Here is a 26685-nt window from a genome sequence, read left to right on the forward strand (position 1 = left end):
ACAATCAGATGGGTCGAGAACCATAGTTACTGGTTGGCTTGCGCGGTGGATCTGCAGTGACATTATTGTCAATGTGATTGATCTGACCGCCTCGCGCTAAAAACTCCGCAATTTGATCGTTAAGAGTTTGCCGGGCCATTTCTCGAGACTTAACGGAGTAATCCACCAAGTGATCGTCGGAAGCAGCTGCAGCGCTTGGACCATCGTCGTCCGAGTCGGTATCGCTGTCGAATTCGGAAGACGCCGAGTAGTCCGAGCTTTCTTCATCATCGGAATCGTCAACAGCCTCTACGCCGACTTCAACGGCTTCTTCAGGCTCGTCGATCACAGCCGAAGATTTTTTGGGTTTTCTGGTAGCCATATGCATCACCTAACAACGGTTGAAACTGTTCTCATGGCAGCTTTCTCTAGGTTTAGCCTGATACCCTGCCATGTGCGATTTTTAATGTCTTTGGCGCGATTCTGCAAGTGCCAAAGTAAAATTTATTTCTGATTTTCGCACCACCTAATCAGTGTGTTACTTGGGGTAACCCTAGACCCCATAAGCCCTTTGAAAATCAGCCATGTTCAAATGCTGGTGCATTTGATTACATTTAACAGCGATAAATGGGCAAGGTGTGTTGCGCTTGATCTAAAAACCAAAAACTGTTCCAGTGAGGAAACAACCCAGCCAGTGCTAATACATATAGTTCAAATCGGCCAAAGGGGAAAATAGTTCAGCGCTTTTTCGCTATTTTTTCGTAAATTTGCGGTAAATTGAAAGGTTCAGCCCATACCAAGTTGTGTCATGACACCAGACCTTGCGCCCATCAGCTTAACCAAACCCCCGATATTGCTCAGCCAATGTCTGCTGGGCGACCCTGTGCGTTATGACGGCGCGCACAAGCAACACGCACCCATCGTACAGCTGTTACTGCCGCATATTGCCGCCACAGCCCTCTGCCCGGAAATGGCCGCCGGTATGGGCGTACCTAGACCCGCCATTCGACGACAAAGCATGGCCGGCGCCGACATCATAGCGCTCGCCGAGTCAGGGCAACCGCTCAGCAATCAGCTTGAAGTTACCTGCCACAAGCTGGCTGCAAGCGAGCCAGCGCACACGGCCGTGGCCGCGATTCTGAAGGCGCGCTCACCCAGCTGCGGTATTCAATCAAGTCCGCTGTTTAATCACCAAGGGGATATCTTGACGCTGGGCGACGGTTTATGGGTACAACAATTACGCCAGCATCAAGCGAGATTATTGCTTGTATCCGAAGAACAGCTGCACAACGCGCAAAGTTGTGTGTACTTTTTGCGCTTATGCCAACTGGCCTTGGCACTTAGGCTGAAACTGTTAACCGAGGAATGGTTGGCGTATTTGAACGAGGCCAATGCCATGCATCAATTACCGGCATTAGGCCTAGGAGAAATTGCGCGGAATCTGAGCGGTGAATCGGCGGAGCTCCACTATTTAGAGCCCCTGCCTTTTGTCTTACAAAGGTAACAATTAAACCGCTTCAGCGCCGGTTTCACCGGTGCGAATACGAATAATTTCTTCCAGCGGCGTAATAAAAATTTTACCGTCGCCTATTTTTCCGGTGTGCGCCGCCTTGGTAATCGCTTCGACGGCTTGCTCTACCATGCCATCGTCGACGGCCAGCTCGAGTTTTACCTTGGGTAAAAAATCAACAACGTATTCGGCGCCACGGTAGAGCTCAGTGTGGCCTTTCTGCCGGCCGAAGCCTTTAACTTCTGTCACGGTCATACCCTGCACACCGACATCTGATAACGCTGTGCGCACATCGTCTAGTTTGAAAGGCTTGATGACTGCTGTGATCAACTTCATGTGGGATTCCTTATTCTTGCCATCAGTGGAGTGGCGAAACATTACACGCTCGGGATTACAAAATCACCCGCTAGTGAAACAAATTTGCTCCCTGCTCAAATTTGGTGCAAAAAAAATCCGGCTATAGGAGGGCAAACCTCATTATAGCCGGATTCTGCAGCCATCAGAGATGGCTAGGAGGGACGTTACTTACCGGTAAACTCTGGGTAAGCTTCCATACCACACTCGGATAGATCGACACCGTTGTACTCTTCTTCGTCAGTTACGCGAATACCGATCGCCAACTTGAGCAGGAACCAAACCGCTAAGCTGGTCAGGAATACCCAACCGAAGATAGTGAGCGCGCCAATAATCTGACCAGAGAAGCTTGAGTCGCCATTGGTCATTGGCACAACCATCAAGCCAAACAAACCAACCACACCGTGCACAGAAATCGCACCCACTGGGTCATCGATCTTAAGCTTGTCTAGGGTCAGAATTGATCCAACAACGATCAAACCACCCACGGCGCCAATCAACGTTGCCTGTAACACCGTTGGCGTATCAGGCCCCGCAGTAATAGCTACCAAGCCCGCCAAGGCGCCGTTAAGTGCCATGGTCAAATCGGCTTTGCCAAATAACACTTGAGCCAGCATTAGCGCGGCAATCAAACCACCGGCAGCCGCCGCATTGGTGTTCATGAAGACCACCGCAACCGCGTTGGCGCTATCCACAGACGCCGTTGCTAGAACAGAACCGCCGTTGAAGCCGAACCAGCCCATCCACAAGATGAAGGTCCCTAAGGTGGCCATGGGTAAGTTTGCACCGGGGATCGCAACGGCTTTTCCATCGGCAGTATATTTACCCTTGCGCGCACCTAGTACCAAGACACCGGCCAAGGCTGCTGCAGCACCTGCCATGTGCACGATGCCCGAACCGGCAAAGTCTAAGAAACCAAGGTCGCCCAGGGTGTACAAACCAAACACTGGGTTGCCGCCCCAAGTCCAGCTACCTTCCATTGGGTAGATGAAACCGGTCATAACCACAGCGAACGCCAAGAAGGCCCACAACTTCATACGCTCGGCAACCGCACCAGAGACGATAGACATTGCCGTGGCCACAAAGACCACTTGGAAGTAGAAGTCTGCCGAGGGTGCGTAGGTGGCATTTTCTTCGCCGCCTTCAACCACGCCAGAACCTAAAATGTCACCCAAGAAGAACCACTCGGACGCCATACCTTTATACATAATGGCGTAGCCGCAAATCATGTACATGGTGCAAGAAATGGCAAACAGTGCCACGTTTTTAGTCAAAATTTCGGTGGTGTTTTTCGAGCGAACCAAGCCCGCTTCCAACATGGCAAAACCAGCTGCCATCCACATTACCAGCGCGCCACACACCAAAAAGTAAAAGGTATCTAGGGCGTACTGGAGCTGAAAAATATCATTTTCCATGAGTCTCTCCGAAGAAGTTTTATCAGTTAATTTTTATCGGCGAGGCTCTAAAGCGCTTCTTCGCCTGTTTCACCGGTGCGAATGCGGATAACCTGCTCCAAGGGCGAAACAAATATTTTGCCGTCGCCAATTTTGCCGCTGTTTGCAGCTTTGGTAATGGCTTCAACAATCACATCCACTTGAGCGTCGCCAACAGCCACTTCGACTTTGGTTTTTGGCAAAAAGTCGACAACGTATTCGGCGCCACGGTAGAGCTCGGTGTGGCCTTTCTGACGGCCAAAACCTTTTACTTCAGTAACGGTAATACCCTGCACACCATTTTCAGACAGCGCTTCGCGCACTGCGTCCAACTTGAAGGGCTTGATAACGGCTGTAATCAGCTTCATCGCTTTCACTCCATAAGAGGGGGGAGAAAGCGCCCGCTTGAAGACGGGCGCGCATTGTTATTAGAGATCGAAAGATTTGCTAACAGAGAAGATCAGAGCTGAACCCGTGCCTTCTTTTACGCCAGGTTCGTAGGCATTCAGTTCTTCACTGTTGATGATAAGAGCCGCGCCCAAGTCGATGTCCGAAACGGTGGCACCGTAACCCAGTTCGATGTATTCACCTTCCGCATCTTTGGTAAAGCCTGCAACTTTTCCGTAAAAGCCATTGTGCTCTGCCGTAACTTCCCAGAAACCGTAGTCTTCATCGTCGCCGTCATCAACACCATGAACACCGTCAGAGTAGCCAACAGTCAGAAAACCAAAAGTGGCAGACAAGTTGATTTCACGATAATAAGTATCAAAATCACCTGTGTATTCGTAATCGGTGAAGCCTACGGTGAATGACATGGAGTCGCTGGCTTCGAAGGTATATCCACCGTAAATGTCGACTTCAATGCCGTCACCAACATCAGCAGCCCATGTACCTAAATAAAAGCCGCCGCTTTCTAAATCTACACCAGCATTGGCCGAAGACTCCGCCTGGTATATACCACGGTAAAAGTACTCAGAATTGAACCCTACATTGGCACTAACGTCTGCGGCCATGGTGGGTGCTGCAAGGGTGCTAGCGGCAAGAACAGCTGAAGCTAATAAAGATTTGGCAACCAATTTCATGTGTCTCTTCCTTTGGGATGTCGTTTTTTGTTTTGAGCTAAACAAGCTTGATGATTTATTTAGCCGCCTGTAATTCAGGTACTTGTGTCTATACAAAAGCCTTGCCAACTACAATAAAGTCATTAAAAAACAATACGTTACAATTAAATATCGAATCAAAGGTTGAGCTTTGAAATAAAGATTAAAGTGCCAAGGCGCCAAGTTGGTGCACCGAAATATGCCGCCGCACCGATATGTTGCGCACTGGCCTCGCGCATGAATAGAAAAGCAATTTGCCCCCCTAGATCGAATTTAAAACGCAAATAACACCCGGTTTCGCGTTAATATTTGCGCATTCACTCAGGACTTAATCATGCAGCCTCAAGATTTCATCAACGATTTTCGTCAACGCTTACAGGATCATGCCCCAGTCGGCGCCAGTGAAGCCAAAGCGCTACTGCAATCCATGCTCGCTAAACTCAACTTGGTCAGCCGGGAAGAATTCGATGCCCAGCAGGCGGTATTACTGCGCACTCGCGCCAAGCTCGAGCAGCTAGAGAAACAGTTGGCGGAATTACAAGCTAAGCTTTAACGGGTTGATGGGCACTTCTGGAAAGGAAAGGGGCCCTTAAGCAACTACCACTAAGACAGACAAGGAGCGTCTATGTCATTGGCCATTGTTCACTCTCGCGCCCGCTCGGGTATTCAGGCACCCGTAGTTGAAGTTGAGGTTCACCTATCTAACGGCCTGCCCGGTTTAGCCATTGTTGGCCTGCCAGAAACCGCGGTGAAAGAAAGCAAAGATCGGGTGCGCAGCGCGCTCATCAACAGCCACTTCGAATTTCCCAGCCGACGCATCACCATTAACTTGGCACCGGCCGATTTGCCGAAAGAGGGTGGTCGCTTTGATTTACCCATTGCCTTGGGCATCCTGGCCGCATCGGGTCAAATTCCGGTGCAGGCCCTCGCCCACGTGGAGTGCGTTGGCGAGCTGGCACTATCCGGTGAACTAAGGCCGATATCGGCTTGCCTACCGGCGGTTATCGCCAGCCACGCCGAGGGTCGGCAACTAATACTGCCCGCCGATAACAGCCACGAAGCGGCGCTGTATAGCCAAGCCTCACCCTTAATGGCAAGCAATCTGCTGGAAGTGTGCGCTCACTTACACGGGCGCAGCCAGCTCAAAGCCTGCACTTCAAAACCCGCCGAGCCGATACCCACTAGTCAAGATTTAGCCGATGTACGCGGCCAGCCCCAAGCCCGACGAGCACTAGAAATTGCTGCAGCAGGGCAACATAATTTACTGTTCTACGGCCCGCCGGGCACCGGTAAAACCTTGCTGGCGAGCCGCTTAAACACCTTGTTGCCACCCTTGAGTGACGACGAGGCTCTGGACATTGCCCTCATTCATTCGGTGGCTGGAGCACCGCACCGCTGGCGCGAGCGGCCATTCCGCCACCCCCACCACACCGCCTCGGCGCCGGCTTTAGTGGGCGGCGGCTCGCAACCTAAACCGGGCGAAATATCGCTGGCTCACCGCGGCGTTCTGTTCTTAGACGAGCTGCCGGAATTCTCTCGCCCCGTCCTCGAAGTCTTGCGCGAACCCCTGGAAAATGGCGAGGTGCGCATCGCTAGGGCGCAAGCACAGGCGGTGTTTCCCTGCCAATTTCAGCTGGTTGCCGCAATGAATCCCTGCCCCTGCGGCTATTTCGGCGACGGTAAAGGGCGCTGCCGCTGCACGCCCGACCAAGTCCGGCGCTACCGTATGCGCTTGTCCGGCCCGCTGTTAGACCGTATCGATATGCACGTACCGGTTAGAGGCATACACGCAGACCAACTCAGGGGTGAGAGCGACGAAGAGACCAGTGCAGACGTGCTAACCCGAGTGATTAAAGCGCGCCAGCGAGCACTGGCAAGGCAGGGTAAAACCAATCAGGCGTTAACGGCTAAGGAGCTCGACCAGCTCTGCCCATTAACCGAAAACCAACACGCCTATTTATCGGCGGCGATGGATAAGCTTGGGCTCTCCATACGGGCTTGGCACCGCATCATTCGCGTGGCGCGCACCCTGGCAGACCTTGCCCATTGCGAACAGTTGCAAGACGCTCACTTAGCGGAGGCGGTTAGTTATCGACGCCTAGACAGGCCAATGGCCTAGCGTACAACTTATTCTAGGCACACTAGACTTCGAGCGAGGCGGTATCCACCTGCAGCAAGCGCAGAATGTCGGCCATTGGCTGGGGCGAACCCAACCAAAACCCCTGCACCTCATCGCAACCCAACTCGCGCAGACGCTTGAGCTGCTCGGCTGTCTCCACACCCTCGGCCACGGTACTTAATTTTAAGCTGTGCGCCAGCTGGATAACGGCCATAACCAAGGCGTGTTGGTCTCTATCTTGGGTAATGCCCGAGACCAATTGCCGGTCAATTTTAACCCGCGAGAAAGGCAACCTTTGCAAGGTGGCTAGCGAGGACATGCCGGAGCCGAAGTCGTCCAAGGAAAAACTGGCGCCGGTAATGGCAAGGGTACCCAATGCCTCGGTCGCTAGCGCCACATCGCCCATTACAGCATTTTCTGGCAGTTCAAACTCCAGTTGGCTACCGCGCAGGCCATGGCGATCCAAGGTGGCGATCACCTGTTCAGTTAGATTGTCGTCGCGCAACTGGCGCCGCGACAAGTTCACCGACATCAACAAATCACCCAAGCCAACCTGTTTTAAGGTTTGCACATCGCGACACACGATATCGAGAATTTGGTGCCCCATATCAACCACTAGGCCGCTGCTGTCGGCCACCGCGAGGAAGTCACTTGGCGTCAATAGACCGCGCGCGGGATGGCGCCAGCGCGCCAGCGCTTCCAAACCGCAGATTTCACCGGTTACGGTATCGATGCGAGGTTGGTAGTAAACAGTGATTTCACCCCGACTTAAGCCCCGGCGCAACTCTTGCTCTAGCTGTAAAAGCCGGCGCGCATCGTTATCCATACTCTCGGCATAGAAACAGTATTGGTTGCCACTGGCTTGCTTGGCCCGGTACATGGCCATGTCGGCCTGACGCTGCAAACTTTCGCCATCCGCTCCCGGGCGATAGGGCGCGATGCCGACGCTACAACCCACCGTGATGTCCATCCCGGCAAGTGCAAAGGGGGCAGAGATAGCGTCGATAACCTTTTCCGCCAAGTGCGCCATATCGGTGGTGCTGTGCATATCGTCGAGCAGCAGAGTGAACTCATCGCCACCCACCCGTGCGACGGTATCGCTCAAGCGCACGCAGCCCTGTAACCGCTGCGCCGTTTCCCGAATCAGCATGTCGCCAACATCGTGCCCATAGCAATCGTTGACTGGTTTAAAGCCATCGAGGTCTAAATACATCAGGGTAAATGGATGGTCGCCGCGCTTAGCTAGGTCAACCGCATGATCGAGCCGATCGCGAAACAGAATGCGGTTGCTAACACCGGTTAAAGAGTCGTAGTGAGCTAGTTCGGATAATTTTATTTCATTCGCTTTGCGCTCAATGGCGTAACGCATAGTGCGCTCGAGCAGCTGGGCGTCAATTTTACCTTTAATGAGGTAGTCCGCCGCGCCAACGCTCAAAGCCTCGCGATCGACGTCGGCCTCCATCTCATCGGTCATCACCAAAATAGGCACCTTGGCACCCATGTTGCGGGCAGCCAAAATCAAATCTTTCGCACTACCGTTATGCCACTGGTAATCGAGCAGAATGACATCGTAATTGTCAGACAATATTTCCGGCAGCGCGTCTTCTAGCTTGGGTAACCAGGTAATTTCATAAGCTGTGTGGAAAACGTCAGACAATAGGCTACCAATCAACAGGTATTCCACCTGTTCATCGTCGATTAATAACAGCCTGATATGGGTATCCATGGTATCGCCGTTGCCCGAGCGGGCAGCCTGCATCCTTTAATTTATTGTGCTTTCCCTAGTCACTATTGAACCTATAAAAATCAATAGCCATGCAAATTGCGACTCTAACGCAGGCCAGAGATAAGTGGAATAATTAAACCCCCCATATAGCAAATTAGTGGCATGAATGGTGTATACCTAACACTTTGTTCTGTACTAATGACGAAATAAACACGGGCTGTTAGCATCGCCCTTTGACCACTGGATTTATAGTCGTGCCAACAATAACGAAAAAGACCCACCAAATTCTGCTCGGTTTTTCCTTGCTACACCTGTTAATGGCGGCAACCTTACCGCTGATGTTTTTCGAGGCGCACTATGCGCTCTATGGCTACTACCTGCAGCTAAGTTACGTAGACCACCCACCCCTTATGGGCTGGCTACAAGGTGTAGTACAAATTTTTAGCAGCTCCGAGCTATCGCTCAGGCTGGTGCCCATACTGCTCACACTGGCGACCCAATACACCTTAGTGGCCATTGCCCTTAGGCTTTACCCCAAATCAACCCATATCGATGTGGCGCTGGCCTGGTTGCTTCAACTGCTGCCTATTAGCTACATCGTCTTCATGGCCGCGCCAGATTTGCCCCTAGCATTATTTTCCTGCTTAGCGTTTTTGTTCCTATTAAAGATTATCGAACGCGACAGTTGGGCCGCCTGGCTGGGCTTGGGAGTCTACTTAGGCGCCGCCGGCCTGTCGAAATATACGGCAATCACCTTAGTCATTTCTCTGCCCATAGCACTCTGGTTGGGCGGGCGCGGCGGGCGCTGGCTACTCTCCCCAAAGCTCTGGGTCGCTGGGGCCATAGCCATGCTATTAGTCAGCCCGGTGCTGGTGTGGAATCTAGACAACAACTGGCTAAGCTTCCGCTTCCAAACCGCCTATCAAGGGGGCGATGGCAGCTGGTCTACAATGGCTCTCGCGAGCGCGCTGGCTGCCCAGTTAGCCACTTATTCACCGTTTTTTCTGCTGCTGTTTATCGGCGCTCGGCAGCTTGATGCGCACCAGAAAAAAAGCCTGGGCTTAGCGCTGGCTTGGGCCCTACCCACCTTTTTACTTTTTTTCTTGCAGGCAGGGAGTGGACGCTCATCGCCGCATTGGACCTACGCATCTTGGTTAGCCTTAACCCCCGCGCTGGCGTTTTGTGTATTGCAGCTCTGGCCGATGACAAAGAAACTGCGCCTTGCCATCTACGCCTGGGCGTCACTGTTAGCAGTAACCGCACTGCTCGTCATTGCCTTGCCCTGGGTTAGCCTCGATGACTACAAACACCCGCTCAAGCGGCAAATTGGCTGGGATAAAGCAGCAAAACACGGATTAACACTCCAGCAGGCCTGGGTCACAGAATTACAAAGTAAGGGCGAGAATACGCACTTGCCGACCCTGATGGTTTACAATTGGCACTACGCCGAACCGCTCGCTTGGTACGCTCGGCCTGAGCCAGTGCGCGACATACGCGGTAAAACCAGCCAATTCGATCAATGGTTTGGCACTTGGGCACCCGGCGACCGAGGCATATTAATTCAGCCAACACGACACATCGAGCCGCCTAACGTGAAACTTGAACAGGGCGCTTGCCAACCGATTGATCATATAACCACGACAATTGCCGGCAACAAGGCCCAAGTTTTTCATTTTTACCGGTGCATTTGGCCCACTCAATCGTAGAAGTATCCTTGTCAAAACACATCGCCAATTTAAACCCGCGCCAGCGCGAGGCCGTATTACATATCGACGGCCCCTGCTTAGTGCTGGCGGGTGCAGGCTCGGGTAAGACCAGCGTTATCACCCGGAAAATTGCCTACCTCATCGAAGAGTGCGGCATGCCTGCACGCCATATCGCCGCGGTGACTTTCACCAACAAAGCCTCGCGCGAAATGAAAGAGCGGGTGAGCGGTTTGGTCAAGGGCAAGCAAGCGCGTGGCCTCACGGTTTCAACGTTTCACAACCTCGGCCTCAATATTATTCGACGCGAGCATAAGTCCTTAGGCTTTAAACCGGGCTTTTCTATTTTCGATGCCGAAGATGCACGCGGCTTACTGAAAGAACTGATGTTAAAAGATGGCGACCTCGATACCGAACATTTAGACCTAGTGCAAAATCAGATTTCCAATTGGAAAAATGATCTCACCGTACCAGAGCGCGCCGCGTCAAAAGCACAAAGCCCGGGCGAGGCACAAATTGCCGAAGTCTACCGCCGCTACAACCAAGCGCTTAAGGCCTATAACGCGGTGGATTTCGATGACCTGATTCTCACCCCGGTGCGGCTCTTTTCCGAGCAGCCCGAGGTGCTGGAAAAATGGCAAAGGCGCATTCGCTATCTATTAGTGGATGAATACCAAGACACCAACTCGAGCCAATACTTACTCGTAAAATTGCTAGTGGGCAATCGCGGCGGCTTAACCGTGGTGGGCGATGACGATCAATCCATCTACGCTTGGCGTGGTGCTAGGCCGGAAAACCTCGCCTTGCTCAAGAAAGATTTCCCATCTCTTGAAATGATCAAGCTTGAACAAAACTACCGCTCCACCAGCCGGATACTGCGCGTGGCTAACCATTTAATCGCCCACAACCCGCATGAATTTGAAAAGGCGCTGTGGTCTGAAATGGGTTTAGGCGAGCCTATTCGGGTGATTCGCTGCGCCAATGAAGACGCCGAGGCGGAGCGGGTGGCGATGGAAATTTTATCCCAGCGCTTGAAGCGACAAATAAAATTTAAAGACTTTGCCATTCTCTATCGCGGTAATCACCAAGCGCGCTTACTCGAAATAAAATTACAAGCCCATCAAATTCCCTATGCAATTTCCGGCGGCACCAGTTTTTTTGCGCGCGCCGAAATTAAAGATGTGATGAGCTATTTGCGTTTAATTGTTAATCCCGATGACGACAACGCTTTTTTGCGCATCATCAACACACCGCGCCGACAAATTGGCACCAGCACATTAGAAACACTCGGCCACTATGCCAACGAGCGGCACATCAGTATGTTCGCCGCCTGCCAAGAAATCGGCCTCAGCGAGCACATGCCAGCGCATAGCTTAGAGCGCATTCAACGCTTCTGTCAGTGGCTAAACCATATCGGCAGCTTATGCCGTGGCGAGGAACCGGTGGCGGCGGTGCGGCAAATGGTGGAAGACATAGACTATGAAGGCTGGCTGCATCAAAACGCCTCTAGCCCAAAGGTCGCAGAAAAGCGCCTGGAAAATATTTGGTATTTATTGGACTCGATCAAAGCCATTTTGCAAAAAGCCGACGGCGAAGATGTCACCATCGAAGACGCCATCGCCAAGCTAGTATTGCGCGATATGCTCGACCGTCAGGCCGAGGAAGACGACGAAGATCAAGTGCAACTGATGACACTTCATGCCTCCAAAGGCTTGGAGTATCCGCATGTGTTTATGGTGGGCATGGAGGAAGACTTACTGCCGCACCGAGTCAGCATCGAAGAAGATAATATTGAAGAAGAAAGGCGCCTCACCTATGTAGGCATCACCCGCGCCCAGAAAACACTCACCATGACCTGGGCCGGCAAGCGCAAGCAATACGGTGAAATTATCGAATCCTCTTATTCGCGCTTTCTCGACGAGCTGCCAGAGGAAGACGTCACCTGGGAGGGTAACGGCCAGCACAATCCCGAGGCCAACCGCTCCCAGGGCAGCGCAACCCTCAGCAGCCTACTCGACATGCTAGGCGGCAAGAAGAAACCCTAAGCATTCAAAAACAGCCACGGCAGCCTATTGACCAAGCGTCACCCCAAGGTTAAAGTAAAACTGACCATATGATACTCAGCTGGGCCAAGATCCCACGCTAAGAAGGGCTGAGCTGTCAATTTCGCGGGCAAAGAGCGGCCAAAGCTCGACCGGCGGTGGTTGGCACATCGAGAGGACAGGCTCGATTGGCAAACTCCAGCAAGCAAAGACTGGAAACGCCTGATCTTCAGGCAGGCCTAAAATAATAAAAGAGGAAAATATGAGCAATTTAGCCCACTCTACGGCGTTCTCGCGCCCGCAAAAAACAACTTATTTTAAACGCACAACGCTTGCCGCTTGCATTATAGCGGCCAGTTCAGGCGCTTGGGCCCAGTCGGCAAGCGAGGCTCAACTCGAAGAAGTTGTGGTACAAGGCGTGCGCGGCGCGCTACAAAATGCGCAGGAAATGAAGCGTGATTCGGCCACAGTGGTAGATGCCATATCGGCCTCGGATATCAATGCTCTACCCGATAAAAGCGTACTGGAAGCCCTACAACGGGTGCCCGGTGTGTCTATCGAACGCTTTGCCGCCGCCGACGACCCAGATCACTACACCATTGAAGGCAGCGGTATCACCCTGCGCGGCATGCCGCAAACACGCAGCGAATTTAACGGTCGAGATTCCTTTTCCGCCAACAGCGGCCGAGGTTTATCCTTCCAAGATGTTCCTCCAGAACTCATGGGCGCGGTAGAAGTTTACAAAAACCATACGGCCGATATGATCGAAGGCGGCATTTCTGGCACCATCAATTTAAATACCCGCAAGCCCTTCGACAGCGAAGAGCAACAGATCGCGCTTAATGGCGCATTGAATTACACAGATTTTGCCGACGAGACCAGCCCTGATCTCTCGGCACTTTTCAGCGACCGCTGGGACACAGATGTTGGTGAGTTTGGCTTGTTAGTCAGTCTCGCCAATTCCAAGTTAAAAAATCGCTACGACTCGGTGCAAAACGGCGTAAACACCTTAAACAGCGTTACCGGTGTCGGCGAGCGCTGGACGCCCATTAACGTTGCCGTGCGCACAACCGACCAAGAGCGCGAACGCAAAGGCGGCAATATTGTTGTGCAGTGGGCCAACCCGGCGGAAACCACTCAGGCCACAGTGGAATACATGCGCTCGGATGCCACCCAGTCTTGGGTGGAAAACGGCATTCAATCCGATGATGTGGTCGGTACGGCGTCTGCTGATAGTGTGTACAACGACATTCAATTCGTATCCGGTACCTTGACCCTTGACGGCGATAACACTTACAACAGTTTCACACGTAAAAGCGACAAGCGCTCTTTGGTTGAAGATTTTTCGTTCAACCTTTTGCTAACGCCTAACGATAAATGGACAATTGAGTTAGATGCACAGTATGTAAAAGCCTCGACCGAGGTAACCGACCTCAACGTCTTCGGCGCTCTGGCTACCGATGCCTATGTCAACCTAGATCGCAATATACCCGATATTCGCTTCACCGCTCCCGCCAGCAGCAGCCAAACCGATAGTGAATACTTTAGCGATCCCGCTAATTATTTCTATCGTGCAGCCATGGATCACCTTGAAGACAGCGACGGCAATGAAAAAGCTTTCAAAATGGATGTGGAATACCATATTGACGACGGCTGGTTTCGCTCGGTAAAAGGCGGTGTTCGCGCAGCAGACAGAAGCCAAACCACGCGCTGGGCTAAATATAACTGGGGCGTACTGTCTGAATCATGGGCGGGAGGCCGTAAATATTTCGACGGCGTACACGATACAGACCCATGGAATGGTATCCGAGAAGACGGCACCTATGATGCACCAACTTATTACAATAAAGACCTCGACAATTTTCATCGCGGCGAAACCGTGGGCGTTAATGGCAACACAATTTTAGTCCCGGGTGAGCAGTTGGTTAGCAGTTACCAAAACTTCCTAACCGGTCTTAGCGGCTTTGGCTTTGCATCCCTTGGCACAAGAAATGGCGTGGTAGAAAACTACTACCTGCCGGTGGAAATTAATGATACCGACGAGCAAAACCGCGCCGCTTATTTAATGCTAAATTTTGGCAGCCCCGACGACGTATGGGTGGGTAATATAGGCGTGCGCTACGTTAGCGTTACCAATAAAACCACTGGCGGCTCCGCCTTCCCAGATTTAACCAACAATGCGTTGCCATTACCGGCCGACGACCTGGCATTTTCCAACGGCGCCTCCTATCCATCGACAGAAAGTGCGCAATCAGATCAATGGCTGCCCAGCGTTAATCTAAAGTACAACTTCCACGAGGACTGGTTAGCGCGGATCAGTATTGCCAAAGCCGTTAGCTATCCCGACCTTGGCAACTTGCGAAACTTTATGTCGGTCAGTGCAATTGTGGAGGGCCAAGATACCAACGACGACGATATTGACGATACAGCTGTTGTTAATGAATATCGCGCTAGCGCCGGTAATCCGTTTTTGAAACCCATGGAGGCGATTAATTACGACGCCACCGTGGAGTGGTATTTCGACGATGTTGGCGCGGTGACAGCGGGCCTATTCTACAAAGACATGTCTAACTTCTTCGCCAGTGGTTCTTACCCGCGCTACATGACTAACAACGGTGTCACAAAAGTCGTTGATGTCGAAGGCCCCATCAATACGGGCGAAGCCAGCATCAAAGGTTTCGAGCTGGCCTATCAGCAATTTTTCGATAATCTACCTGGCGCTTGGAGTGGCTTAGGTATGCAAGCTAACTACACTTTCGTATCGGCAAGCGATGTGCCCAACCAGAATCTCAACCCTGCCAAGGGCGATGAACCGGTACAGGCAACAACCTTCGATAACTTACCCTTACAAGGTATGTCCAAACATACCTATAACCTGGTTGGTATTTATGAATACGCTGACGTTGCCGCGCGTCTAGCTTGGAACTGGCGCTCGGATTACTTGCTCACCACGCGCGATGTAATCACCAAAGCACCCATCTATAACCAGGCCGGTGGTCAACTCGATGGCTCAGTTTTTTACAACATCAGCGACAACTTCAAAGTTGGTATTGAGGCCAGTAACCTACTCAATGAAATAACCAAAACCAAGATGCAAGTTGATCAAGAAGGTACACAAATTGATCGGAGTTGGTTCGTCAACGATAGACGCTTCGCGCTGGTGCTAAGGGCTAACTTTTAAAGCCAGTGGCTAAATTTTTATCGCAAGCCAAGTAACCTCAAGGGCGCGCCAATGGTGCGCCCTTTTTTATCAGCCCTTGGCGACTTGTAGACACTAGTCATCTATGCCAGCCTTAGGGGTAAAAACCTACAATAATGACCATGACAAAACCTATTTCACACATCATCATTCTAGGAGGCGGCACTGCCGGCTGGATGACCGCAGCCGCATTCAGTCAGTTTTTAATACCCCTCGGCTATAAAGTGACACTGATTGAATCAGATGCCATTGGCACTGTCGGCGTCGGCGAAGCGACCTTACCCCATCTGCGATTTTTTAACCAAACCCTCGGCATCGACGAAAATGAATTCATGCGCACCACCCATGCCACCTATAAAATTGGCATCGAGTTTTCCAATTGGGGCAAACAGGGCGATGCCTATATTCACCCCTTTGGCGACTATGGCCAGGCACTGGACGGCGTCGAATTTCACCAGTTATGGGCGCGCTTAAAAGCCGGCCCCGGCGTGCGCCCACTGGACGATTTTTGCCTCGCCGTTAGCGCCGCCAAAGCCGGAAAATTTACCTTTCCCGGCACCGACGAGCGCTCAATTCTTTCCACCTATTCCTATGCCTTTCATTTAGATGCTGGCCTCTACGCAACATACCTTCGGCGCTATTGCGAATCGCGGGGCATCGTGCGCATAGAGGGCAAGGTGGATCGTATCGAGCAAGGTAGTGACGCGAACATCAACACATTAATCTTGGCCGACGGCAGCCGACACAGCGCCGATTTGTTTATCGATTGCAGTGGCTTTCGATCGCTGTTGTTAGGCGACAAATGCGCCACCCCCTTCGAAGACTGGAGTCATTGGCTCGCCTGCGATAGAGCACTGGCGGTTGGCTGTGAGCACAGCGGCTCGCCCTTGCCTTACACCAAAGCCATAGCGCGCGAAGCCGGCTGGCAATGGCGCATTCCCCTGCAGCATAGATTGGGCAACGGTTATGTGTACTGCAGTCAATTTATTAGCGACGACGAAGCACAACACACCTTGCTCAGTAATTTAACCGGTACAGCTTTGGGCGAACCCAAACTGCTGCAATTTAAGGCTGGTCGTCGAGAAAAATCTTGGGCCAACAATTGTATCGCTATCGGCCTCGCCAGTGGCTTCCTCGAGCCGCTCGAGAGCACCAGTATTTACCTGATTCAAATCGCCATCATGAAGCTCATTGCGCTGATACCGCGAGATACAAACTGTAAGGCCGCGCGCGACGAATTCAACCGCCAAATGACCTTAGAGTACGACCGCATACGCGACTTTTTGATACTGCACTATCACGCCACGCAACGGGATGACACCGCCTTTTGGCGTCGCTGCCGCGACATGGAGGTGCCCGAGGACCTAAAAATTAAAATGGCGCTATTTCAACAGGATGGTCATATTGTTAGCTATAAAAACGGATTGTTTCTCGAACCCAGTTGGCTGGCCGTCTACGCCGGTCAACATATCGCGCAAAAGAATTACAACCCACTTGCCGACAACATTGCCGAGGAACAACTGATCGCGCTGATGGAGAGCTATGCCCTACTGGTGCAAAAAGCCGTGGCCGCCATGCCAAGCCATAGCGAAACCATCGCCCGACAGTGCAGCCTCAAGGCCGTAACCGCTCCTCAGGCCGCACTGAGCTTATATCGCGGGCAAAATGGAGTACCGCTATAATGTCGCAGCGCTGGGTAATTTATGGCAACGACGCCAGCAGCTGGAGCACGGCGCTGTTTCTTCATCATCAATTGCCGGCGCGGCTCATCCAATTAACCCTTGTGGTAGCCCCAGCCAATGCCGATCTTGGTCTCTCCCTCAACTCCGATAGCGTAGATTTTCACCGGTTACTCGATATCGATGAACGTGAATTTCTGATCGCCACGCAAGCGAGTATTCAACTAGCGCATCAATTTAGCCACTGGTCGAGGCCGGCGCAGGAACTGTTGCTGTCGTCGACACCCTATGGCGATAGCCATCAACAGATCGATTTTTTCCACTGGCTGCACGCGGCAAAATCAACGGGTGGGAATTACAGCAGCGAGCATTTTAACCTCAATACCACCGCCGCAAAGCGAGGGCATTTTTCACCGCTGCCGCAAGATGCGCCAGCGCAATTCAAAAACTTGCGCCACGGCTATCAAGTTAGCGAGGCGCGTTACTGCAAATTCCTGCGTACTCTCGCCGAACGACGGGGTTTAAAACTTATAGAAGCGGAAATTGCAAACCACACGGCACCAGAACCTGGAAGCCACACTGTCGATCTAGTCGTTCGCAACGGTAAACGGGAAACACTCGCTTTCGATTATTTCATTACTACCAAAAGCGCCGGCGCTGAAACAGCAGCCTCCGACTGGCGCGATTGCAGCGCGTTCATTCCAACCAGCAAGAGCGAAACCCATATTAGTCCCGCGTCTGCGCAGCCGCTGTTTGTCTCGCACCAGCGGCATCAAAAAGTTTGGCAATCGACTATCAATACGCAGCGCGAATGCATCATCAACAGGCACACACCGGTTGCATCAAATGCTAAACCTGCACCGGGATTTCTAACTAAGCCCTGGCAAGGCAACCACATCTATTTGGGGCAGGCAGCCTGTAGTCTGGCCGACATATTTGAAAATTCGCTAGCCATCACCCAGCGCGCACTGTTTCACCTACTTGCGTTATTTCCCTTCAGGCCTTCGCCGGAAAAAGTAGCAGAGTTTAATCGCCGAGTTAGCGCAGACTGCGAGAGTCTACTCGACCTACACAATGGCATTTTCTTTAGTGCTGGATTAATCGAGCAGAAAACCCATAGCTTTGACGCCCGACTAGCACTGTTTTTACAACACGGCTATGCACGTCAATCGGAACACGAATTTCTGAGCGACAGTTGTTGGTTGGTATTGCTCGCCGAACTGTATCAGTGGCCAGATCATCTATCGCTACAACTAGATAATATGGACAAATCAGCGATCGAAAAATTTTTAAACTTTGCAAGCGCACACTGCGCCAGTACAGTTAGGACACTACCGCCGTTCACTAACTTGCTTACTTATTTATCTAAGGCACATCAACCATGAGTCAAACCGCGCCGAGTCAGGCCACGAACATTAACAAGCTAATTGTCGTTGGCGGCGGCACCGCCGGCTGGATGACCGCGGCGGCACTGGCAAAGGCACTTAAGGGCACTGGCTGTTCCATTGAGCTGATCGAATCAGACAAGATAGGTACCGTGGGCGTGGGCGAGGCAACCATTCCCGACATAGTGCGCTTTAATGAATTACTCGAGATAGATGAAGATGCGTTTATACGCGCCACTCAAGCCACCTTTAAGTTGGGCATCGAATTCATCAACTGGGGAAAAATTGGCGACCGCTACATCCACCCTTTTTCGGGTTACTGCCACGACCTAAAAAACACCGCCTTCCATCATTATTGGCTGAAGCTCTACAATCAAGGCAAGGTGCCCGATATAGAAGAATTTTCACTATCGGCACAAGCCGCCCGCGCCGGCAAGTTCGCGCGTATGCAGGCGCTACCGAGCGCGCCGTTTTTACCCTTGCTCTATGCCTTTCAGTTTGACGCTGGCCTGTATGCAAATTTTCTGCGCAGTTATGCTGAAAATCTTGGCGTAAGTCGTATTGAGGGCATCGTCGACACTGTCGATATCAACCCCCTCAACGGGGATATTGCGGCGCTAACATTGGCCACAGGCAGAAAATATAGCGCCGACTTTTTTATTGATTGCTCAGGTTTCAAGGCGCTGCTTATTCATGGCGCACTTAACGTAGGCTATGAAAATTGGCAACACTGGCTGCCTTGCGATAAAGCCTGGGCGCTAGCCTGCACCGGCGCTACCGCACCTAAACCTTACACCAAAGCCATTGCCCACAGTGCCGGTTGGCAGTGGCAGATACCGCTACAGCATAGAACGGGCAACGGCCACGTATTTGCAAGCCAGTTCATGAATCCCGATCAAGCGCATGATATTTTGTTGGCAAATTTGCCCGGAGAGGCGCAAGCAGATGCGAAGTTGCTTAGCTTCGAGACGGGGCGGCGAACAACTTTTTGGCAAAACAATTGTGTCGCCATCGGTCTATCTTCGGGCTTTATGGAGCCGTTAGAAAGCACTAGCATTCATTTAATTCAGGCGGGCATCATCAAGTTGTTGGCATTGTTTCCAAACGGTGTTGACGACAGTCAAAATCGACGCGTGTATAACCAACGCACAAGCCATGAATACGAGCGCATACGGGATTTTTTAATTTTGCACTATAAAGCAACCCAGCGAAGCGATTCCGAATTTTGGCGCTACTGCGCTGCGATGGATATTCCCGACACGCTGGCCAATAAGATTGCGCTCTACCAGGAAACGGGGCACATCTTTCGCGACGACAATGAATTATTTAGCCTGCCGAGCTGGCTTGCCGTGATGCAGGGCCAAGGCATTCGCGCCAAGCGCTATTTAGCAACGGCCGATGCCTTACCCGAGCTCGAAGCGCACGCAATGCTGGCGCAAGCACATGCAGGTATTCGCGCCATGGTAAAATCGCTACCCGAGCATTTTCGCTATATCGAAAAATTCTGTGCGGCCGACTAGCCATACAGGCATCACATTATTCTTGATTAAACGCCGCTAGCACATAAACCAAAGGCGCATTCCAATTGATGGCAATTTCATTGCTACTGTAGCTGCACACATCATCTAAATAGGACAGCGCCATTGCATGGCTCGGATAGCCGGCGCAATTATCTTGTTGCTGCGGCTGCGGCCCACCCGCCAGCATACCCGGTATTGGCGCCACCACGGCGTCGGCTTCCGATATACGATGGTGGATATGCAGAGGGGTTTTAGTACCGAAGCCTGTTACAAAACTAAAACCTGTCGGATTAGTGCCGAGAATATAGTGCAACAAATTTTCTGCGACGCGTAGGTAGTCTTGGTTAGCCGCGATACGATTAGCGTTAAGCAACAACATAGCCTGATTCATCGCCACGGCATTACTACCCCAGACAAACTCTGCTGCACTTGCCATCGGCACGCCCATGGCGTTTCCCGCATCCGCCGTCACTACTAGCGAATCGGCGAGCGCCTTTAGTGCGCTTTCTAACTGCAGCTTCTTTTCGGCATTCAGTGCGCGATTATTGTCACTCGCGAGCAAACTATAGAGCCCTAGGGTGGCCGTACTCGACCAACTAGGCGTAGAAAATTGTCCGTTATAGCCATTCATTTTCTGTTGGTATTTTTCTTCGCCGGTGCTGATAAACAATTCACTCGCAGCCCAGAAAAACTCATCATCAAGATTGTTATCGCCGTATTCGCCCGTGCTTACGTCACTGGGCTGTTGGTAGTAAACACCAGGGTGTTGTTCTGCCCACCCAAAGGCTGCGATGGCTTGGGCTTCATAGGCGCCTGCTAGCGCGGCATCGAAATCCCGGTAGACTCTCGCCGCCGCGGCCATTAGCGCGGCAAAGTTTAACGCTGCTGCCGTACTTTTTTGCACCACATAGCGCTCATCATTATCGCGCGCCGGCATCTCCATGGGGTTGAAACCCAGCGAGGTAAGTTTATGGTAGACGCCACCGTCACTTGGGTCTTGCATCGCCTGCAACCAATCTAAGTTCCATTTTATTTCGGCCAAAATATCGGGCAGCGCAGCCGCAGATTCGGGGATGTTTATATCTAAGGTTTGGTAAAACGCGGAAAAATGCTGATAACTCAAGAGCAGGGTATAGGTGGATATTCCCGAGTTAACCACGTATTTATTATAATCTCCAGCATCATACCAACCTTTGCCGGCGCTAATAATGCTGCCTTCCGGCCGTGCGCCGGTCGCCGCCGAGCGATGTATTTTCACGGCTAAATCCGCATGGCCAAGTGCACGGGCATAGGGGCCGGCAAACTCACTTAGGATCTCCATGCCCGAGCGATTTAGGTAGTAACTTCTAAGCGCGGCATGGTGCAGCTCAGCCCAAGGCGTGTTCGCCACCAGCAGGTCCGCCTCGGCGCCATCGTCTAGGCGCAAGGTGTAATGGCCTTCCTGTGTGAGTTTAGGCAGGGCTAAACGGGTTAATGCCTGTTCGGCTGGCGCCCATCGGAGCGGGGCGGTGGTGCTACCGGTTGCAATCACTGCCGCATCTTGATCCAGCAATTGGTAGTTTTGCGCAACCGTTTGTTTTATCCATACGGGCTTATCGCCGGTACTTTTATAGCCCACTTGATTGACGAAAAGTTGCGCCGGCGGGGCGGGCGTTGATGGCACCTCAAGCGCTGGAGCTTGGTTGTCGGCAGCGCGGGTTGAACCGGAGCCACCACAGGCTTGCAATAACATCAGCGCGCCCATCGCAACCAGTAGTGGCCAACAACAGGTGCATTTTCTAGTAAAAATTGCTCTATCAACAAATGCGTCATTTGCAATCGCCCGGGTCATGCTTTTCTCCGTTATTAAGCGTTTAAACAATTCGATAATGCTCAGTCCAACCCAAGCGATCTTTAAGACTATTTAAATTTTATTGAAACTATCCTCTATAACATTCTTGCCACATTGCACCCGTGCAGGGCGTCGTAAATAAATCTCAGCCGTTCACTTTTCGATAGGCCGTAGGGGTCATACCTGTGGCCTGTTTAAAGAAGGCATTGAAAGTTGATTTACTGGAAAAGCCCGATTCCGACAATAATTCGAGAATGGACATTTGCTGATGCTCGGCGCTGGCAAGCATGGCTTTTGCTGCTTCCAACCGATAGCCGTTAATAAACTCAAAAAAGTTTTTACCAAAATGCCGGTTCAATGCTTGAGACAGGCTTCGCTCCGGCAGCGATAAACCATGAGCCAACTGTTCTAAATTGAGGTCGTGTTGCAGATAGGGCTTATTACTTGCCATGTAGCGTTCAATTCTACCAATGTGCTCCGGATTTATCGATTCAGCCTCACCCGCTAAATTAGCGTCGCTCACACTGTTAATCAGGCGCGCGTAGCGCAAACTTAAAATCACTAGGGAGTTCACAAAAAGGAAGTTCAGGTAATTGGTAAAAATGCCTAATCGATCGGATAGCGCTAGGTCCACGTATGCACCAATGGCATGAATGAGTAAAGCCCAAGCCGCCAACGCCATAAAGCCGCCAACAAACCACCATAGCCAATGGTGTTGGCGATCGGAGGCGTCTGAGAATCGGTCTTTTACCCGGCGGCGGTAATTGAGGATAGTGCGAAAGCACCAAGCACCGTAAATCAAAATACTGGCGTTGCGTAGATAAATGTTCCACTTCATCCACTCACCGTACAAAAATTCCGTGCCCGACATAAGCCGCCACTGCACCTCTGACGACCGCAGGCTATAGCCAAGCATTAGCCCTATCGCTGCAAAGCACAGGGGCAACAAATGGCCGCTATCTAGCCAGGTAAACTTACTCTCCCGAAATAACAGGGCTCGGGTATAAAAATGCAATAAAGGCCCCTGTAGCCAGTAGCCCAAACTGCCAATCAACAATCCGCTCGGCCATTGCTGCAACATCAGGTGCCTTAACGTGTCGCTCCAGACAAGCAGGGTATCTAACGCAATTGCCGCATTGATCGTCAGAATGCCGGCCAACAGCCAACTGGCTCGACGCTGTTCCCCGGTGGCGCTTACCACCAGTATGGCCAGTACGAGATATTGTACGACGGCCACCACGAGGGTTAGATCATTGGTGTTAAACAGCAAAGGAGACGCTTCTAGAGCCAAGGGGGTTCCTGCGGTACATGGTGATCTCTGGCTCATTATAGGGAGGAGGGGCCAAACTACCAACGAAGCTAAAAGCCGTCGTCCGAGAATCAGACCTTTAGTCAGTCAGACGTCCGAAGGAACGAAAAAGCCTGTTTTCGGGCGATTGTGCATCCGCTTTCGCCTAGGTTTAGCAAACCGACTAACTGGCTGTCCCTAGTAAGCCGGTAACTTCTAGCATCGGCATCAGTCAATGATGCTCGCTCAATGCTGTGCCCGTTTAGAGGTCGGTGTTTACATCGGCCTTTTTTTCCCAAAGGTGCCGGAGAGCAGTATGAATAATACTAAACGCTTTCGGACCCGGCTCAATATTATTGCCTGCTTGTTGTTGACGCTTGGCTATGCCGCAGCCAGCCAGGCAGCCGGATATTTCAAAGATAATTTCACCTGGGGCTTCAACCGCCATATTTGGCAGGCTCGCTCTGGCAGCAATGGCACACCCTTTGGTTGCACCTTTACCCCCTCGCAAATCACCCCCAGTTCGCACGGCATCACCTTACGCGTCAGCTCTAGCCAATGCGCAGAACTCCAAACAAAGGCGTTTTATAGTTACGGTCGGGTCTAGGGGAGCCTGAAAACCGGCAATACCGCAGGCACAGTCTCGTCCATTTTTACCGACATCTCAGGGTGGGATAAGCCCGGCCGGCCCTGGCAGCAAATTGATACTGAATTTCTGCCCAGCCTAGGCAACAAGGTGCGCACCAATGTGATTTATCAGCCGCAAGGTGTTCAGTACCGAGTGAGAACAGCATATTGAGCTGGGGCAGTAGGGCCTCGATATTAAACGCGATTTAGTCAATATTGGCTTCGACTGGAGCCACAACAAAATCGACTGGTACCTGTGGGATAAGTGGGGCAAGAAACAGGTTATTCGCCGCACCTGGAAGGACAATGGCGACGGCCATCTGGCCAGCAATGAAATTCCTGCCTACGCTTGGCCAACAGATCCAACCCGTTTGATGGTTAATCACTGGCGGGGCGATAACTCGCAAAACGCACTCTATTTTCCCAAGCGCTATAACGGCGGCAACGCCTAGGCCTACTACGACTACCTAGAGTATTCACCCAACTAAACAACGCTCAACCCATGCCAATGACTGTACACAAGGCGGGGCACATCCAACCTGATGCGCCCTGCTGATATGCACAGACACCCGGCTATTTTTGTTCCATGCAAAAGAAATTGAGTTTATTGCCGTCTAGGTCTCGAAAATAACCGGCATAAAAACCGCTGTCTCCCCGTGGGCCTGGCGCGCCTTCGTCTTTTGCGCCTAGGGATAGCGCCTTCGCGTGCATGCTGTTAACCGAGGCCGGCGAGTCTAGGGCCAAGGCCACCATCACACCGTTACCCACCGTTGCGGCCTGTTTATCGAAGGGCTTAGTGATGCAAAAGCCGGCCTGCTCTGGATTGTTAGCCCAGGCAATAAAGGACTCCTCTTCCATAAATCGCTTGGCGCCCATGCCGGCCAATAAGCTGTCGTAAAAGGCCGCGGCCCTTGCGATGTCGTTAGTACCCACCATAACGTATCCAATCATAATCTCTGGTCCCTATTGCATAAAATGAAGAAAGGGTTATAGCACGGGGCGACCTAGGCATTCCTCATACATCCAACTGATTTTTTATATCTCTGCGCCCAACGGCGCCTAATACGCGATTAAACCAACACTAAAGCGACCAACGCACCTTATAATGTCGTAACACTCAGCCTTTTAGCTTTCAGCCATGCAGTCTCTTGACCAACAGCCGCTCATCAAAAAGATACTCACGCTGCCCAACTACCAATTTTGGGCGCTCAACGTCTTCGGCTGGACCGGATATGGCTTTTTTGTGGCACTTTCAGCGATCTTTTGGGATCGCCACCTAGGTTTGCAAGTTGCCTACACGGCCATGTCGGTCACCTCCGGTTTAGTCCTGTCACTTTGGTTGCGCAGCTATTTCAAACGCATTTGGGCTAAAGAAGCCATTGTTCGTGGCCTCTATTCGCTGGTCGCGGTGATTTGCGTCACTGCGGTGTGGTCGTTCGTAAAGATGGAAGTGTTCTTTGCCTTAAATGAAGACATGGAGGTTAAGCGCAGCCTGTTCGAATACTTGGGTTGGTACACCTACTCCTTCTTCATCTTTTTAAGCTGGGCCGCACTGTATTTCAGTTTGAAATACTATCGCATGCTACAGGTTGAAAAAGAAAAAACCCTCAAAGCCCAAGCCATGGCCCATGAAGCTCAACTTAAAATGTTGCGCTACCAGCTCAACCCGCACTTTTTGTTTAATACCTTGAACGCCATTTCCACACTTATTCTCGAAAAGGAAACCAAAACCGCCAACGGTATGGTGACAGAGTTAAGTAAATTTTTGCGCTACTCGCTCGATAACAATCCCATGCAAAAAGTCACGCTGGCGCAAGAAGTAGAAACGCTTCAGTTGTATTTAGGCATCGAAAAGCTGCGCTTTGAAGAGCGTCTGAATATTAGCTTCACCATCAGCGACAGCGCTCGCCACGCCTTGATTCCAAGTTTATTAATGCAGCCGCTGATTGAGAACGCGATCAAATACGCCATCGCAAAAAGCCCCACCGGTGGCACCATCGCCTTGGATGCCGACGTGCTGCACAATCAACTGTCGATCCAGTTAACCGACAATGGTCCAGGCATCGCCGATATGGCCATTGCACTGCGCGAGCGCTTAGAGGGCGAGCACGGCGGCGTGGGCTTGGCCAATACCCGCGAGCGGCTGAAAGAGCTATATGGCCCAGCCCACAGTTTTGAACTCGAAAATATTCAACCGCACGGATTGCGTATTACTATTCGCATCCCATTTAGCAGCACGGAACGGAGCAAAGCAGCATGACGCTAAAGGCACTCATCGTCGACGACGAATCACTTGGCCGGCGCGGATTAAAATTACGTTTAGCCGAAATAGACGGCATCGAGGTTGTGGGCGAGTGCAGCAACGGCAACGAAGCGCTGGCCGCTATCCCCGACCTCAACCCCGACCTGGTATTTTTAGACATTCAAATGCCGGGCATGGACGGCTTCGATGTAGTCAGAAATTTACAGGCCGACGATCTGCCGATGATTATTTTCTGCACCGCCTTCGATCACTACGCCGTCGATGCCTTTAAGATCCACGCGGTGGATTATTTGTTAAAGCCCATTGACGACGCGCGCTTACGAGAAGCGGTACAGCGCGCTCAAGAGGTACACAGTCATAAAAGCGCTGTTTCTGATAAGGCGCAGTTATTAGATGCCATTGGCCGCATCACCCAAAAGGATGCAGGCGAAGTACAAGAGTGGCTTAGCGAAACCGGTGAAAAGTCCGGCCAATACCCGGAGAAAATTGCCGTAAAGGACGGCGGCAGCATTACCCTGGTACCGATAGCCGATATCGACTGGGTAGATGCCGCCGGCGACTATATGTGCCTGCACGTTAACGGCGTGATTCACGTTATGCGCATCACCATGAAAGCCTTAGATGCGCAATTAAACCCCGCCTTGTTTCAACGCGTACATCGCTCGACCATCGTCAATATCAAGCGCATCGAAAAAATTAGCTCCCATATCAACGGCGAGTACCATTTAATTTTGCGCAGTGGCGACAAGCTCAAGATGAGCCGAAGTTATAAAGAAAAGGTATCCACCTTTCTGCAATAACCTTTTGTCTCACCATCGTGAAAATCAGCGGCGAGTTCCCTCGGCTTGCCGCTCGTTGTTTTCCCATCACCTCAATTAGCGTTAAATGTTGCCTGAGTTTGCTAACCTAATAGCATTCCGATCAGCT

The 26685-nt window shown here is 51.6% G+C and carries 21 protein-coding genes; 12 read left to right on the forward strand and 9 right to left on the reverse strand.

What is annotated here, in order from left to right:
- Positions 1-4: 4 nt before the first annotated feature.
- The gene (locus tag QWY82_RS03480; protein ID WP_290259941.1) at positions 5-361 is read right to left on the reverse strand and encodes a hypothetical protein; all 357 of its coding nucleotides are present in this window, start codon (positions 359-361) and stop codon (positions 5-7) included.
- Positions 362-787: 426 nt separating this feature from the next.
- Between QWY82_RS03480 and QWY82_RS03485 the strand changes: the two genes are divergently transcribed.
- Positions 788-1483, forward strand: coding sequence for a 2-thiouracil desulfurase family protein (locus QWY82_RS03485; RefSeq protein ID WP_290259943.1), 696 nt, complete (start codon positions 788-790; stop codon positions 1481-1483).
- Positions 1484-1486: 3 nt separating this feature from the next.
- Here the strand turns inward: QWY82_RS03485 and QWY82_RS03490 are convergent, their stop codons facing one another.
- From QWY82_RS03490 to QWY82_RS03505, 4 genes are all read right to left on the reverse strand, one after another.
- The gene (locus QWY82_RS03490) at positions 1487-1825 is read right to left on the reverse strand and encodes a P-II family nitrogen regulator (RefSeq protein WP_290259945.1); all 339 of its coding nucleotides are present in this window, start codon (positions 1823-1825) and stop codon (positions 1487-1489) included.
- 185 nt (positions 1826-2010) lie between these two features.
- The gene (locus QWY82_RS03495; RefSeq protein WP_290259947.1) at positions 2011-3258 is read right to left on the reverse strand and encodes an ammonium transporter; all 1248 of its coding nucleotides are present in this window, start codon (positions 3256-3258) and stop codon (positions 2011-2013) included.
- A 47-nt stretch (positions 3259-3305) separates the two neighbouring features.
- Entirely contained in the window at positions 3306-3644 is a 339-nt protein-coding gene (locus QWY82_RS03500) for a P-II family nitrogen regulator (protein ID WP_290259949.1), read from the reverse strand.
- 60 nt (positions 3645-3704) lie between these two features.
- The gene (locus QWY82_RS03505; RefSeq protein ID WP_290259950.1) at positions 3705-4358 is read right to left on the reverse strand and encodes a TorF family putative porin; all 654 of its coding nucleotides are present in this window, start codon (positions 4356-4358) and stop codon (positions 3705-3707) included.
- A gap of 352 nt (positions 4359-4710) precedes the next feature.
- Here QWY82_RS03505 and QWY82_RS03510 point away from each other — a divergent pair, with 352 nt between their 5' ends.
- On the forward strand, positions 4711-4929 hold the full coding sequence (locus tag QWY82_RS03510; RefSeq protein WP_290259952.1) for an accessory factor UbiK family protein: 219 nt from the start codon (positions 4711-4713) through the stop codon (positions 4927-4929).
- Between the two features lie 72 nt (positions 4930-5001).
- Positions 5002-6495, forward strand: coding sequence for a YifB family Mg chelatase-like AAA ATPase (locus QWY82_RS03515; RefSeq protein ID WP_290259954.1), 1494 nt, complete (start codon positions 5002-5004; stop codon positions 6493-6495).
- A 22-nt stretch (positions 6496-6517) separates the two neighbouring features.
- On the opposite strand, the gene QWY82_RS03520 is transcribed toward QWY82_RS03515, so the two are convergent.
- Positions 6518-8221 (reverse strand): GGDEF domain-containing response regulator, encoded by a 1704-nt coding sequence (locus QWY82_RS03520; RefSeq protein WP_290259956.1) that lies wholly within the window; start codon positions 8219-8221, stop codon positions 6518-6520.
- A gap of 254 nt (positions 8222-8475) precedes the next feature.
- Between QWY82_RS03520 and QWY82_RS03525 the strand changes: the two genes are divergently transcribed.
- From QWY82_RS03525 to QWY82_RS03550, 6 genes are all read left to right on the forward strand, one after another.
- Entirely contained in the window at positions 8476-9927 is a 1452-nt protein-coding gene (locus QWY82_RS03525; RefSeq protein ID WP_290259958.1) for a glycosyltransferase family 39 protein, read from the forward strand.
- Positions 9928-9947: 20 nt separating this feature from the next.
- On the forward strand, positions 9948-11969 hold the full coding sequence (gene rep, locus QWY82_RS03530) for a DNA helicase Rep (protein WP_290263424.1): 2022 nt from the start codon (positions 9948-9950) through the stop codon (positions 11967-11969).
- Positions 11970-12228: 259 nt separating this feature from the next.
- Positions 12229-15147, forward strand: a complete 2919-nt coding sequence (locus QWY82_RS03535; protein WP_290259960.1) for a TonB-dependent receptor — start codon at positions 12229-12231, stop codon at positions 15145-15147.
- Between the two features lie 140 nt (positions 15148-15287).
- Positions 15288-16847, forward strand: a complete 1560-nt coding sequence (locus tag QWY82_RS03540) for a tryptophan halogenase family protein (protein WP_290259962.1) — start codon at positions 15288-15290, stop codon at positions 16845-16847.
- Entirely contained in the window at positions 16847-18229 is a 1383-nt protein-coding gene (locus QWY82_RS03545) for a tryptophan 7-halogenase (protein WP_290259964.1), read from the forward strand. The genes QWY82_RS03540 and QWY82_RS03545 overlap by 1 nt, the downstream gene beginning before the upstream one ends.
- Positions 18226-19749: a tryptophan halogenase family protein gene (locus QWY82_RS03550; RefSeq protein WP_290259966.1), complete on the forward strand. Its 1524-nt coding sequence runs from the start codon at positions 18226-18228 to the stop codon at positions 19747-19749. The genes QWY82_RS03545 and QWY82_RS03550 overlap by 4 nt, the downstream gene beginning before the upstream one ends.
- 16 nt (positions 19750-19765) lie before the next feature.
- Here the strand turns inward: QWY82_RS03550 and QWY82_RS03555 are convergent, their stop codons facing one another.
- Positions 19766-21580 carry a glycoside hydrolase family 9 protein gene (locus QWY82_RS03555; protein ID WP_290259968.1) on the reverse strand — a complete coding sequence of 605 codons (1815 nt, stop codon included), beginning with the start codon at positions 21578-21580 and terminating at the stop codon, positions 19766-19768.
- A 145-nt stretch (positions 21581-21725) separates the two neighbouring features.
- Positions 21726-22871, reverse strand: coding sequence for an AraC family transcriptional regulator (locus tag QWY82_RS03560; RefSeq protein ID WP_290259970.1), 1146 nt, complete (start codon positions 22869-22871; stop codon positions 21726-21728).
- Between the two features lie 313 nt (positions 22872-23184).
- Between QWY82_RS03560 and QWY82_RS03565 the strand changes: the two genes are divergently transcribed.
- Positions 23185-23475, forward strand: coding sequence for a LamG domain-containing protein (locus tag QWY82_RS03565; RefSeq protein WP_290259972.1), 291 nt, complete (start codon positions 23185-23187; stop codon positions 23473-23475).
- A gap of 593 nt (positions 23476-24068) precedes the next feature.
- Here the strand turns inward: QWY82_RS03565 and QWY82_RS03570 are convergent.
- Positions 24069-24446, reverse strand: coding sequence for a VOC family protein (locus QWY82_RS03570; RefSeq protein WP_290259975.1), 378 nt, complete (start codon positions 24444-24446; stop codon positions 24069-24071).
- A gap of 187 nt (positions 24447-24633) precedes the next feature.
- On the opposite strand from QWY82_RS03570, the gene QWY82_RS03575 reads away from it, so the two are divergent.
- Together QWY82_RS03575 and QWY82_RS03580 are read left to right on the forward strand one after the other, a co-directional pair.
- The gene (locus QWY82_RS03575) at positions 24634-25755 is read left to right on the forward strand and encodes a sensor histidine kinase (RefSeq protein ID WP_290259977.1); all 1122 of its coding nucleotides are present in this window, start codon (positions 24634-24636) and stop codon (positions 25753-25755) included.
- Positions 25752-26558, forward strand: a complete 807-nt coding sequence (locus tag QWY82_RS03580; RefSeq protein ID WP_290259978.1) for a LytR/AlgR family response regulator transcription factor — start codon at positions 25752-25754, stop codon at positions 26556-26558. The genes QWY82_RS03575 and QWY82_RS03580 overlap by 4 nt, the downstream gene beginning before the upstream one ends.
- The last annotated feature ends 127 nt before the right edge of the window (positions 26559-26685 follow it).

The sequence above is a fragment of the Simiduia curdlanivorans genome (assembly GCF_030409605.1).
In the GTDB taxonomy this organism is placed as follows: Bacteria; Pseudomonadota; Gammaproteobacteria; order Pseudomonadales; family Cellvibrionaceae; genus Simiduia; species Simiduia curdlanivorans.

What these genes read in the sequence shown, in the direction of transcription:
- QWY82_RS03480 (WP_290259941.1), bottom strand. Translation starts at nt 361, where the DNA reads ATGGCTACCAGAAAACCCAAAAAATCTTCGGCTGTGATCGACGAGCCT.
- QWY82_RS03485 (WP_290259943.1), top strand. Translation starts at nt 788, where the DNA reads ATGACACCAGACCTTGCGCCCATCAGCTTAACCAAACCCCCGATATTG.
- QWY82_RS03490 (WP_290259945.1), bottom strand. Translation starts at nt 1,825, where the DNA reads ATGAAGTTGATCACAGCAGTCATCAAGCCTTTCAAACTAGACGATGTG.
- QWY82_RS03495 (WP_290259947.1), bottom strand. Translation starts at nt 3,258, where the DNA reads ATGGAAAATGATATTTTTCAGCTCCAGTACGCCCTAGATACCTTTTAC.
- QWY82_RS03500 (WP_290259949.1), bottom strand. Translation starts at nt 3,644, where the DNA reads ATGAAGCTGATTACAGCCGTTATCAAGCCCTTCAAGTTGGACGCAGTG.
- QWY82_RS03505 (WP_290259950.1), bottom strand. Translation starts at nt 4,358, where the DNA reads ATGAAATTGGTTGCCAAATCTTTATTAGCTTCAGCTGTTCTTGCCGCT.
- QWY82_RS03510 (WP_290259952.1), top strand. Translation starts at nt 4,711, where the DNA reads ATGCAGCCTCAAGATTTCATCAACGATTTTCGTCAACGCTTACAGGAT.
- QWY82_RS03515 (WP_290259954.1), top strand. Translation starts at nt 5,002, where the DNA reads ATGTCATTGGCCATTGTTCACTCTCGCGCCCGCTCGGGTATTCAGGCA.
- QWY82_RS03520 (WP_290259956.1), bottom strand. Translation starts at nt 8,221, where the DNA reads ATGGATACCCATATCAGGCTGTTATTAATCGACGATGAACAGGTGGAA.
- QWY82_RS03535 (WP_290259960.1), top strand. Translation starts at nt 12,229, where the DNA reads ATGAGCAATTTAGCCCACTCTACGGCGTTCTCGCGCCCGCAAAAAACA.
- QWY82_RS03540 (WP_290259962.1), top strand. Translation starts at nt 15,288, where the DNA reads ATGACAAAACCTATTTCACACATCATCATTCTAGGAGGCGGCACTGCC.
- QWY82_RS03545 (WP_290259964.1), top strand. Translation starts at nt 16,847, where the DNA reads ATGTCGCAGCGCTGGGTAATTTATGGCAACGACGCCAGCAGCTGGAGC.
- QWY82_RS03550 (WP_290259966.1), top strand. Translation starts at nt 18,226, where the DNA reads ATGAGTCAAACCGCGCCGAGTCAGGCCACGAACATTAACAAGCTAATT.
- QWY82_RS03555 (WP_290259968.1), bottom strand. Translation starts at nt 21,580, where the DNA reads ATGACCCGGGCGATTGCAAATGACGCATTTGTTGATAGAGCAATTTTT.
- QWY82_RS03565 (WP_290259972.1), top strand. Translation starts at nt 23,185, where the DNA reads ATGAATAATACTAAACGCTTTCGGACCCGGCTCAATATTATTGCCTGC.
- QWY82_RS03570 (WP_290259975.1), bottom strand. Translation starts at nt 24,446, where the DNA reads ATGATTGGATACGTTATGGTGGGTACTAACGACATCGCAAGGGCCGCG.
- QWY82_RS03575 (WP_290259977.1), top strand. Translation starts at nt 24,634, where the DNA reads ATGCAGTCTCTTGACCAACAGCCGCTCATCAAAAAGATACTCACGCTG.
- QWY82_RS03580 (WP_290259978.1), top strand. Translation starts at nt 25,752, where the DNA reads ATGACGCTAAAGGCACTCATCGTCGACGACGAATCACTTGGCCGGCGC.